At 57.7% G+C, this 11,102-nt stretch carries 10 protein-coding genes and 4 pseudogenes; 9 read left to right on the forward strand and 5 right to left on the reverse strand.

What is annotated here, in order from left to right; all coding sequences use genetic code 11:
- Nucleotides 1-528 precede the first annotated feature (528 nt).
- Nucleotides 529-740: pseudogene (locus AAAC48_RS17210) on the reverse strand (IS6 family transposase); the annotation flags it as partial.
- 105 nt (nucleotides 741-845) lie between these two features.
- Between AAAC48_RS17210 and AAAC48_RS17215 the strand changes: the two are divergent.
- The 6 genes and pseudogenes from AAAC48_RS17215 (at nucleotide 846) to AAAC48_RS17240 (ending at nucleotide 5,329) form a co-directional block, all read left to right on the forward strand.
- Nucleotides 846-1,769, forward strand: coding sequence for a sugar ABC transporter substrate-binding protein (locus tag AAAC48_RS17215; RefSeq protein WP_340655365.1), 924 nt, complete (start codon nucleotides 846-848; stop codon nucleotides 1,767-1,769).
- Nucleotides 1,770-1,919: 150 nt separating this feature from the next.
- The gene (locus AAAC48_RS17220) at nucleotides 1,920-3,467 is read left to right on the forward strand and encodes a sugar ABC transporter ATP-binding protein (RefSeq protein WP_340655356.1); all 1,548 of its coding nucleotides are present in this window, start codon (nucleotides 1,920-1,922) and stop codon (nucleotides 3,465-3,467) included.
- Nucleotides 3,451-4,473, forward strand: coding sequence for an ABC transporter permease (locus AAAC48_RS17225; protein ID WP_340655357.1), 1,023 nt, complete (start codon nucleotides 3,451-3,453; stop codon nucleotides 4,471-4,473). Before AAAC48_RS17220 ends, AAAC48_RS17225 begins: the two co-directional genes overlap by 17 nt.
- A gap of 198 nt (nucleotides 4,474-4,671) precedes the next feature.
- A pseudogene (locus tag AAAC48_RS17230) lies at nucleotides 4,672-4,776 on the forward strand (IS5/IS1182 family transposase); the annotation flags it as partial.
- A gap of 27 nt (nucleotides 4,777-4,803) precedes the next feature.
- Nucleotides 4,804-4,971, forward strand: coding sequence for a hypothetical protein (locus tag AAAC48_RS17235; protein WP_340655358.1), 168 nt, complete (start codon nucleotides 4,804-4,806; stop codon nucleotides 4,969-4,971).
- A 25-nt stretch (nucleotides 4,972-4,996) separates the two neighbouring features.
- Entirely contained in the window at nucleotides 4,997-5,329 is a 333-nt protein-coding gene (locus tag AAAC48_RS17240; protein WP_340655359.1) for a response regulator, read from the forward strand.
- A gap of 190 nt (nucleotides 5,330-5,519) precedes the next feature.
- Here the strand turns inward: AAAC48_RS17240 and AAAC48_RS17245 are convergent, their stop codons facing one another.
- The gene (locus tag AAAC48_RS17245) at nucleotides 5,520-5,729 is read right to left on the reverse strand and encodes a cold-shock protein (RefSeq protein WP_340655360.1); all 210 of its coding nucleotides are present in this window, start codon (nucleotides 5,727-5,729) and stop codon (nucleotides 5,520-5,522) included.
- A gap of 447 nt (nucleotides 5,730-6,176) precedes the next feature.
- Nucleotides 6,177-6,365, reverse strand: a pseudogene (locus AAAC48_RS17250) (hypothetical protein); the annotation flags it as partial.
- Between the two features lie 935 nt (nucleotides 6,366-7,300).
- Between AAAC48_RS17250 and AAAC48_RS17255 the strand changes: the two are divergent.
- The 3 genes from AAAC48_RS17255 to AAAC48_RS17265 all read left to right on the forward strand — a co-directional run bounded on the left by AAAC48_RS17255 (nucleotide 7,301) and on the right by AAAC48_RS17265 (nucleotide 10,007).
- Nucleotides 7,301-7,513 carry a hypothetical protein gene (locus AAAC48_RS17255; RefSeq protein ID WP_340655361.1) on the forward strand — a complete coding sequence of 71 codons (213 nt, stop codon included), beginning with the start codon at nucleotides 7,301-7,303 and terminating at the stop codon, nucleotides 7,511-7,513.
- Nucleotides 7,514-8,061: 548 nt separating this feature from the next.
- A complete protein-coding gene (locus AAAC48_RS17260) occupies nucleotides 8,062-9,150 on the forward strand; it encodes an AI-2E family transporter (RefSeq protein WP_340655362.1) in 1,089 nt (362 codons plus the stop codon).
- A 500-nt stretch (nucleotides 9,151-9,650) separates the two neighbouring features.
- On the forward strand, nucleotides 9,651-10,007 hold the full coding sequence (locus AAAC48_RS17265; RefSeq protein WP_340655363.1) for a hypothetical protein: 357 nt from the start codon (nucleotides 9,651-9,653) through the stop codon (nucleotides 10,005-10,007).
- Between the two features lie 96 nt (nucleotides 10,008-10,103).
- Here AAAC48_RS17265 and AAAC48_RS17270 read toward each other — a convergent pair whose 3' ends face one another.
- Nucleotides 10,104-10,466, reverse strand: coding sequence for a DUF6481 family protein (locus AAAC48_RS17270; RefSeq protein WP_340655364.1), 363 nt, complete (start codon nucleotides 10,464-10,466; stop codon nucleotides 10,104-10,106).
- A gap of 378 nt (nucleotides 10,467-10,844) precedes the next feature.
- A pseudogene (locus tag AAAC48_RS17275) lies at nucleotides 10,845-11,102 on the reverse strand (YhjD/YihY/BrkB family envelope integrity protein); the annotation flags it as partial.

The following is an 11,102-nucleotide window of genomic DNA, read 5'->3' on the forward strand; positions in this document are numbered from 1 at the left end:
CCGTTTCGCCTTCCGCCAAATTAACGGCGTCGGCATCCGGCACAAATTCCCTTTCGTGGCTCAATGGCTGGCCTATGCACTCCCCTACCGACGCTTCGCCGGCATCCTCGCGGATGTCTGCGCACGGCTTGGGGCCGATGTGGATCGCTACTCCTTCATCGTAGTGGACTCTCACCACCTACTCCTTGCCGGTCTCCCGGCGCACTAATTTGAGAATCTTTGCGACTTCATTCTCATATTAAATGCAGCAGTGAAGTCTGAACGGCCGCATTCTTACGATTAAATACAGTGCGACAACGTCTTCAGCGGTTCACTCACGCTCGTCTCCTTGCATCTCACCTGACCGGATCAAGTCCGGCCTTTTCCTCAACGCTCACCACCATCGCTCTTTACGACAGCAGTTTGAGGTGGTTTGAAGCCTGCTCCTGCAAGCCGGCTCCGAGGGGCCAAGCCCTCATCTCCTGTGCAGCATAGCTGCTTGGGAAGTGCCTAAATCATAGCTCCTCCTTCGTGCCTCCATGGCGCACCTTCATCCAGATGCCAAGTATCGTTCGGCGAAGGCCGATTGCCGGGAAGACGACGGACTGGGACCAAACTTCCCCCATCGATGGATCGTTTCATAGGAGACGACGACGCTGCGCTCCAGCACCCGCCGTGAACCGATAATGGAGCCAGACAGCATGGGCGATGATCTGCGGTGGAAAGCGATGGTTCTTGTAGCTGCCGTCCCGTAGCGATATATTAAGGTAACAACAGAAAAAGGGAGGGGACAAATGACCAAAGAAATGCGGATGGGCCCCGCTTCCGGTTTGACTGGCAGTGCCGCGACGCGCCGTCAGGTTCTCATGACGAGCGCGGTAGCTTCTATTGCATTACTTGCTCTCGGTATTTCTCCGGTTTTTGCCGCTGGAAAGCCGAAAGTTGGTCTGGTGATGAAGTCGCTTGCTAACGAATTCTTCAAGGTAATGGAGGCAGGCGCCGAGGACTATGCGGCGAAGAACACCGACAAGTTTGACTTCAAGGCTGTCGGAATGAAAGATGAACGTGACTTCGCTGCACAAGTAGACTCCATAGAGAACTTCGTCACCCAAAAGTACGATATTATTGTGGTGGCGCCGGCGGACTCCAAGGCCATGGTCACGCCGATAGCCAAAGCGGTGAAGGCCGGGGTCGTCGTCATCAACATCGACGTCGAACTGGACAGCGACGCCAAGAAGGCGGCGGGGATCGACCTTGCGTTCTTCGGTCCCGACAACCGCGCCGGCGCGAAGCTGGCCGGCGACGCGCTCGCCAAGGCGCTCGGGCCGGGGGGCAAGGTCGTCATCCTGGAAGGCAATCCGGAAGCCGACAATGCCCAGCAACGCAAGAAGGGCTTCGACGATTCGGTGGCCGAAGGCAAGCTCCAGCTCCTCGACAGCAAGACGGCGCATTGGGAGACCGAGGAAGCAAACACACTGATGACGAACTTCCTAACGCAATATCCCGGTATTCAGGGCGTAATGGCGGCGAACGACTCGATGGCGCTCGGCGTGGTCAAAGCGCTTGATGCTGCCGGCAAGAGCGGCCAAATCAAGGTCGTCGCTTTTGACAACATTCCAGCAGTGCAGCCGCTTATCAAGAGCGGTAAGATGTTGGCGACTATCGAGCAATACGGTGCGCAAATGGCAGTGCTGGGAATTGGCTACGGTCTGCGGCAGTTAGCGGGAGAAAAGTTCACCGGGTGGGTCAAGACCGACATCAAGTTGATTACGGCTAAAGATCTTCCGTAAGCTTCGTATTCGGCACGAGGACAGAAGGGCGCGAGGTGAGTCGCGCCCTTCTCCCGGCATCCCGCATGCGTGACTGATCGGATTGCCGTGCTGCGACGTCGCTGCGTCCGCCAGAAATAACCGGCTCTCGGAGCCGAGAAGGGCGCGTCGATGGAGCACTCCGCAGTCGAATCGCAAACTCCCGACGCGCCAGCCGGCGCGCTTTTACAGCTGCGGGGCGTCAGTAAGCATTTCCCTGGGGTCATGGCCCTGCAGAACGTGTCGCTCGACATCGTGCGGGGCGAAGCGCACGTGCTGCTCGGTGAGAACGGCGCGGGCAAGTCGACGCTGATCAATGTGCTCGCCGGCATCTACGTCGCCGACGAGGGAGACATCACTTTCGACGACAAGCCATACCGGCCGCGCACCCCGACGGATGCGTACCGCGCTGGCATCCGCGTCGTGCACCAGGAACTGAACATGCTCTCGCACCTGACGGTGGCGGAGAACCTGCTGTTCGAAAGCCTGCCGCGACGCCACGGGCTGGTGAACTATGCGGAGATGAACAGGCGCGCCGCCGCCCTGCTGAAACAGGTCGGTTTGGACATCCCGCCGACCATTCCGGTCGAGCGGCTTGGGGTCGCACAGACGCAGCTCGTCGAAATCGCGAAGGCGCTCTGTCACGAAAGCAAGCTGCTCATCCTGGATGAGCCGACGGCTACGCTCACGTCGAAGGAGATCGAGCGCCTGTTCGGCATCCTCAGGCAGCTGAAGGCGAACAACGTCACCATCATATACATCTCCCACCGGCTGCACGAGATCTTCGAGATCGGCGACCGCGTCACTGTGCTGCGCGACGGCCAGCTGGTCGCCACGCGGCCGCTTGCCGGGCTGACGATCGCTGAGATCGTGCGCATGATGGTTGGCCGCAGCATCAAGGCGGAACACATGTTTGGCGAGGACGTGCAGGTCGGCGACGAGGTCCTGCGCGTCGAGGGCCTGCGGCGCAGTGCCTCTGCCCCCGAGGTGTCGTTCAGCGTCAGACGCGGCGAAATCGTCGGCGTGGCCGGGCTAGTGGGCAGCGGTCGCACTGAGGCGATGCGCGCCGTATTCGGCGCCGACCCGAGATTCGCCGGCAGGATCTTCGTTGACGGCGCGCCGGTGACGATCGCTTCGCCGCAGGACGCGGTTCGGCACGGACTGAGTCTGCTGACGGAGGATCGCAAGAACCAGGGCCTGCTGCTGGGCCTGTCATGCCTTGAGAACATCACCATCACTGACCTCGCCAAGGTGTCGCACCTGGGCCTACTGCACCGGTCGGCCGAGCAAAGCGCCGCCAGTGCCCTCGTCGACGAGCTGCACATCAAGACGCCGTCGGTGTTCCAGGCCGTGCGCAACTTCTCGGGCGGCAACCAGCAGAAGGTCGTCATTGCGAAATGGCTGTTCCGCGGCGCAAAAGTGCTGATCTGTGACGAACCGACCCGCGGCATCGACGTTGGCGCCAAGCAGGAAATCTATGAACTGCTGTGGAAACTGGCGGCCGCGGGCCAGGGCATCATCTTCGTCTCCTCGGACCTGCCCGAACTGATTGGCATCTGTCACCGCATCATCGTGTTCGCGAACGGCAGGATCGTGGGCGAAGTGCCGCGCACCCTCTTCGACCAGCAGCGGATACTTTCACTCGCGTACGAGGAATACGACCTTGAGCCAAGCAACTGAGCCTGCCCGGGAGCAGAACGCCGGCGGCCGCTGGAACGGCGTGTTGCGCTTTCTGGCGCGCGATGCCGGCGTCGCGGCGGCGCTGGTCCTGATCGTGATATTCTTCTCGATCACCGCGCCTTACTTCGCGACGGCAGGAAACTTCCTGAATTTATTCGTGCAGATTGCGATCAACACGGTGCTCTCGTCGGGAATGACCTTGGTCATCCTGACCGGCGGGATCGACCTTTCGGTCGGCTCGGTGCTCGCCCTCTGCACCGTTATCGGCGCACTGATCATGACGGATCGGGACATCCCGGTCGCGGCATCCATCCCGCTGGCCCTGCTGGGCTGCATGGGGACCGGGGCGGCCTGCGGTGCGATCAACGGGTGGGTATGCGAGCAGTGGAAGATCCCGTCCTTCATCGTCACCCTGGGTATGCTGAACATCGCGAGCGGCGCGGCTCGCGTGGTCAGCAACAACTCGACCATTACCGGGCTGCCGCAGTCCTTCATCGATTTCGGGAACATGATCGTCGGCGGTGTGTTCCCGTCGATCTTTCTGATCGCCGTAGCGGTCATCCTCCTCGGCTGGTTTATTCTGCGGTTCACCGTGTTCGGCCGCTTCATCTTCGCCATCGGCACGAACGAGGAAGCGGTGCGGCTGTCTGGCCATGCACCGCGGAAATACAAGATCGCGGCGTTCACGATCAGCGGGTTGACCGCCGGCGTCGCGGCGATGGTCTATCTTTTGCGGCTGAACGTCGGCAGCCCGATTGCGGGCGTCGGCTATGAGCTGAACGCCATTGCCGCCGTCATCATCGGCGGCACCAGCTTTAGCGGCGGCAAGGGGTCCATCATCGGCTCGCTCGTCGGTGCCTCTATCCTGCAGGTGCTCACCACCGGCCTGCAGCTGTTCGGCCTCGGCGACAACTTCAAGCCGATCGTCATCGGCGCGGTGATCGTGCTGGCCGTCGTGCTCGACGCCTACCGGGACCGGCTTCTACGCTCGTTGGAATCCCGCTGACATACGACGGAACGTCTTGATCCGCGACCGGATACTGGATCGCTTTAGTGTAGAGTTTTCCGCTTAGAATCCCCCTGCTGGAGACGCGGCAGACGATCAAGTCATCGAAGTTCACTGAAGCACGGCGTTGGCGCAGGGATACTTTATCAACGGTTCGGCGATGGCAAACAGGATCACAATCAGCTTGATCCGAGTGCTATCCCGTACAAACACAACACCGATCGCCGTCATCGCATTGCGAAGTTGAAATTTCGGATATCGAATTGGCGGGAATACGAGGCGGGTCTTCGACGGCGGGGCACCACTGGAGTACTAGCGGGTGCACGAAAAATGAGATTTCCAGGTCCTTTCACACCGTCACATAAAGGGTTCGGTTCGCGCATGATCGAGAGCGGTCTGGCCCACGAACTGGAAGGCACGGTCCACCTCGACTATCGGTCAGACGGCGTGGTCTGCACGATGAACATTCCCGCGCCACAAGGCGCTGGTGGAGTATAAATTGCTTTCTGGTCGCCGCGTCCTCGTGATCGAGGATGAAATGCTGATCCTTATGATGATTGAAGGCATGCTGGCGGACCTCGGATGCGAGTCTGTGACCTCTGCCGCCACGATCGATCGGGCCATTGCCCTGATTGACGGGCAAGTGTTCGACGCCGCCATGCTGGATATGAATCTCAATGGCAACAACAGCCGAGCTATAGCCGACGCGCTCACAGCGCGCGGTGTTCCGTTTGTCTTTTCCACCGGCAACAGCGTTCACGATATTTGGGACGGCTACAACGGCCATGCCGTTCTTCGGAAACCGTTCAGTAATGACGAATTGGTTGATATGCTAACACGTCTTCTCTCTCGCTGATCGCGTGATAATCCTTGATGGACGTGGGCGTTCCCACTGATTTAGACCAAATCGAAACCAGAGATCGATATCGGGCGCTAAAGCGAACGCAGGTCACAAAAAAGGCCAGGCTCTTCGCCTGACCTTCCATTCGCATTCTACTTCCCGGCGGTGCCATTACATCCGTGGTCACCAGGGCGGCGCAACGCGATTAGGCAGCCTGAAGCTGTTCTGCGGACATCTTGCCCGACTTGGCATCGCGAACCATTTCGTAGGTGATCTTCTGGCCTTCGACGATTTCGCGCATTCCAGCGCGCTCGACTGCCGAGATGTGAACGAACGCATCCGCGCCGCCATTGTCAGGCTGAATAAAACCAAAACCTTTTGTAGTATTGAACCATTTAACTGTGCCAGTGGTCATAACATACCCTTTCCTAGCAATATAATATAAGCATCGTGCAAATGCACGATTGCAGTTGTTTTCGATTTTTGAAGGGGAAGTTCGTTAGAGCACGCTCAACGCGCGAAGAAACAAAAGTCAAACGATCCAAAACTCAATGCTTTATTACTACAGTTATTAAAACCCAATGTCAACGCCTTACTGCCCAACGGATCCGATCGGTGGATGCCGACTCCGGCATCTGAGGCATGTGCCGGGCAATGGACCGTACGCGGTGAATACGCATGGAGGCTATCTGAAGCGCGGATCGAGGAGATCGCAGAAACGCACGTGCGCTAAGCTACAGGGCAATGATGCCTTTTCCCCGGATCTATGGGCTTACCTAATGCGACAACAGGGTTCGATAACGAGCACCTAACGAGATTGGGCGATACAATGACCGCCCACAGTCCAATTCCTGGTGTTCTGCTATCTGGCAATCTGCCAAACGCCACCAACACCATCGCCGTTTGTTTCCCCGGCTTTCATGTCCTTGGCATACGTGTAAAGCGGCTTGCCTTCATAGGCCCACATGTCCTTGCAATCGGAAGCCTGCACCAAAGACCATTCCCCTTCAGCTTTGGCCGCGGCATCCGCGTAAAAAGCTGGCCACATTTTCCCATGCGGGAAGGGCCAGCGGAATGCCGGGTGCCCGATCGATGCTGCTGAACGCGCCGTTATGAAAAGCGGTTCCATCTCGGGGAAGCCGTCGCAATCACTGAATTCGCTGACAATCCCGCATTAAACCGCCGGGAAAACTTACGCTGGCCATTTACAGAGATTGGAAGAAATTGTACGTGCGCAGCCCGCTGGGCACCCGGTGCACTCGCTTCAAGTCCAACCTGCGAACGAGGCCCGAGCGGAAAAATCCGGCCTGGTGACGTCGGGTGTAGGAAACAGGTTTTTTGAACCGGAGAACCGAGGCAAACTTTTCTTAAAAGCTACTAATTTGGGACCTTCTACCGGAGCCCAAAATATCCGAGTATGAACAGAACAATGACGACTGCTCCGACCAGATGAGGTTGTTCATGATATGCTCCTTGTCTGCAGCGTCTTATCAGCAATGCTGTAGATGGATCCGACATCCACTCGATCAACAGGCAGCTTGCAACAGATGTGTAGGGGTTGCTTAATACCAGCGTCCCCGGCCGTACCAGCCGCCTCCGCCTAGCAAAACAATGAGAAGAACTATGATGAGAAGGGTGGTGATATCCATAAACGTCTCCTACGAGTGCTGATGGCACTCCAATCTTGAGTAACGTCCGCGTCGTGTAATTGTTCCAATGGAGCGATCTGCAATGCGAATGTCTGTTCGTGAAAATTTTCAGATGCTGGGTCGATCTGGGGGGTGAAGCCCATCAAGTCCTGGACGGCAGAGATAAGCCTGGCATTCCCGTCGGCCGTCCCGCGAACGACCTCTTCGGCATCGCCATTGACATAGGCAATGGTCTTGCCAGCCCGACATGTGCACTGGCGCTGATGCCGTCGGTGCAACGAATGACTTCCTGTCGCGTTGCAAGGGATCGGGACTATCCCGTTCCGGAGGGACTAGCATGCCATTGTTTCGATTTGAATTTCATGAAAAGACCAACGACATAACCGTTGAACTTGTCGACCACGAAGCAGCGTTGGCCGAAGCAAAACGCGCGGCAGGTGAAATGCCGGTCGATAGTGCCATCGATTCCGCCGAATGGCTCATCAGAGTTTACAATGATTCTGGCGAGTTGATCGGTACCATTTTTCGCAATGACCTGCGCGAGGGGTAGTCAGTCGTTCAAACAGCGCCTCTAAGGGGGAAGGCCTCCGATACGTCAATCTCTGGCGCGGGTCATGGGTTGGTTGGGGCCCGCGTCAAGTCTCTGCCGAACGGGTGGTCCGGCATTCCACAACAGTCCAGCCGGATTTAGGTTCCAATCATCGCGTGGCGTGGCTAACTATTCGGCTCCCGCCTCGCCAATTGACGCATTGCTTGCAATCACACGGCCAATTTCACTTCGCTTCCCGGTCGGCTTGGCGTTGTCATGGAGGATACCTGGCGAACAATGGTTTCTTGATCCCGCATGCCATGCTCGAGCGCATCCATGACCCACAGCGAGTTCATCTCTGTCCTTGCTCTGGATTACGGGCGAATAAGCGCCGATAAATTTTGTGATATCCATGATGCGCTCCTGAAAAATGGGCGGGAGCATGTATGGTCTCTCAAGCGTCAGTGGCGGAAAAATGCCTGACGGCAAGATCAGCTTATATTAACCTGCTTATTTAGCAAAATTACCGTTGGGCGACAGCTCCCGGACGGCGACAGGAGTGATTGGTCGTGATACCTCTCGGCAAGCCAATCGAACAGATTCTGGGGGTCGGCGCGCTTCTTTTGCTGGCGATCGGCTGCGTTGTTGTGCTTTGGCCCTTCCTGTCGGCAATCCTGTGGGCAGCGGTCATATGTTTCTCGACATGGCCCATCTACAAGAAGTGCGAGCGGATAGTCGGCGGCTATAAAGCACTGGCGGCCGCCGTGATGACAGTGCTGGTAGTCCTCGTTCTTATCGCCCCGTTTGCCGTAATGGTGGCGACACTGGCGGACAGCGTAGGCAGCCTGATCACGGGGACGCTCCGCATTCTCGAGCAAGGTCCTCCGGCGCCACCGCGTTGGGTCGAAGGGGTGCCGGTGGTTGGGGAGATCTTGGCTGTCTATTGGGAGAGCTTGGCTCACGACGCGCCCGCCTTCATCATTGAACTCAAGAAGTTGATCGGCCCCGTCACCGATATCGCCGTAGCTGGCGGAACGGTGTTCGGGATTGGCCTTGTTGAAATCGGACTGAGTGTATTCACCGCCTTTTTCTTCTACCTCCACGGCCGGCGGATGACGGCCCATATGCGCGAAATCAGCGAACGATTCGCCGGCTCCCGCGGCCGGCAGCTGCTCATGGTGGTCGGAGCAACCGTGAAGGGCGTCGTTTACGGCTTGATCGGTACGGCACTCGCCCAAGCCCTCTTGGCTGGCATCGGTTTCTGGATCGCCGGTGTTCCTCAGGCGCTATTGCTTGGATTCCTCACGTTCATTATGTCGTTTGTCCCGGCCGGCCCTCCGCTTGTGTGGGGCGCGGTGGCGTTATGGCTCCTTATGCAGGGAACGGTTTGGTGGGGCGTCTTCGTCGCGGCATGGGGTTTGCTGCTTGTCAGCAGCATCGACAATGTCCTCAGGCCTTATGTCCTCGGTAAGGCAAACAATCTGCCCGTGTTGCTCGGTCTATTCGGGTTCATTGGCGGCGTTCTCGCCTTTGGCCTCATCGGCATATTCCTCGGCCCTGCGCTGCTCGCGGTCGCCTACAGCCTCTTCCTTGAGTGGACCGACGCCGAGGTAGAGGCACGCAGGCATCCCACGCCGTCACCGACGGATCCCGACTGAGCCATCTCAGTCTGATCTCGATGGCAGGCTTGACTAGCTCGGCCATCGGGCCGGTGACGATCTTGCCCTTCGTATCGGTTGCGAGGGTGACGTCGGTTAGATGCCGATTGCGGGCGCAACAGAACCTTCATAGTCTCAGCCTCGTCAAGAGGCGCCTGGCCCTCCCCATCGGACCTGAGCAACCGCTTCGCAGCTGGCTTATACGAGACCGAATATGCTCGAACCCGCGAACCATTAGATCGCCCATTTTCATGCAACTCAATCTTCAAATACCTAGAATGAACTTAAATACCCGACGTTTGTAACTGTTCGTCCCGAGCGCGATCTGCTCACGTCAAGGGGTGCTCCCAGACCGCTAAATCAACAAGTTGGGCAGGCTTGTCTATGGAACGCCATGGCCCGGCTGGCAACGCGCCTTCTGTCCATGCAGCTCAAGCTCGTTCCGGAACAAATCGGCCTGAGCGCCGTTCCTTACCAGCTCCATTTCAAGGAATAATTCAATGGCCGACGCACCTGAGCCTGCAACCCCGAATGCCGACGATATCCAAAAATCCCTGGAGAAACAGATCGCAGCCCTTCGAAAGGAAATCACGAAAATCAACAGAACCATTGCGGAGCGGAGCACCAAAGTTTTGGACAATGCGAACGAGCAGGCCTCGGACCTGTCTGACAACGCATCGTCGCTGGCATCACGGGCAACGCAGCAACTGCGCACGCAAGCTCAAGCGGTTTCCGAGATCGCCCGCGAAAACCCCGGCATCACGACTTCTGTACTTGGCATCGTCGGCATTGTTGCTTTCCTGTTGGGCGTCGCCGTCGGACAAGCTTTGACCGACACGCGTCGTCGATGGAATTGATCTTGACATTGAAAAGTTGAAAGGCGGGTGACATCGCAAGCACGCGGCCCCTATCGATATCCCGACTGCGCTCATGCACCACGGTACGTGGAAAATTCAGCGCTGCTTGGCTTTGCGGGCAGCATACCGCCGATCGCGCTCCGCCTTCCGTTCGGCTTTATCGGTCGCCACGCGCGCGATGCGATTTGTTGCTTCAGCTTCGAGCGCATCCGCCTGCGCCGATGCAGCACGAGCGACTGCCGCTGCCTCTACGATCTGACGATCTCGTTCTTCCTGGACTGATCGTTCGCGTTCGACACGTCGTGTTTCGCGGGCAGCGGCAACCGCTTCGCGTTCGGCGCGTTTTGCAACCATGTCAGGGTCGCTCGGTTTCGGTGCGGTCTCGAACTTCTTTAGAAGCCGTTTCTTTGCCGCCGCTGCGGATGCACGGCGCTCCGCCAATTCTTTGAGAGTTTTCAATCGATAGTTTGTCCTATGGTTGCAAGCCTTCTGTTCTGAATGATTGTAAAATAAATAAACGCCGGGCACTAGTCCGGCCTTTGCTCTGACCGATGCAGCAACGTTTGCCACTCCGGCTTTGGCAATGCCGCAGCTGACCAGGCACCGCTCAATTGATCAACTGACATTTTGCCTGATCTGCTGTCGGCGTGAGTTCGTAGTTGATCTCCTGACCGCATGAGGCTGCGCCTGTCAGCCTACTCAACGGCAGAGATACGGACGAAGACATCAGCCCCTCCTCAGGTTGAATGACGCCAAAACCTTGGTCGAACTGAGCCATTATACTGTGCCCATGGCCATGATGAACCTCCCTGCAGCAAAGCCAGAGGGCTAACCGCTTCAGGAAGCCGACATTTTGCCTTTCGTCTCATTCGCAGATTCGCCAAGTGTATCGGCAACCACGGCTCCGCGTTCTCCCATGGGAGCCGGAGCACCAATGGTCGTATCGATCGCCGTTTGATGTTCCAGTTCAGCGTTCAGTTCCGCGCCGAGAATGAGGATGATCACCGAGATCCAAATCCAGGCCGGCGACCGCACCGAGCGCGCCATAGGTGGCATTGTAGTCGGCAAAATTGGCGAGGTAGAATGTGAAGCCCG

This window comes from Phyllobacterium sp. (genome assembly GCF_037994405.1).
Lineage (GTDB): Bacteria > Pseudomonadota > Alphaproteobacteria > Rhizobiales > Rhizobiaceae > Phyllobacterium.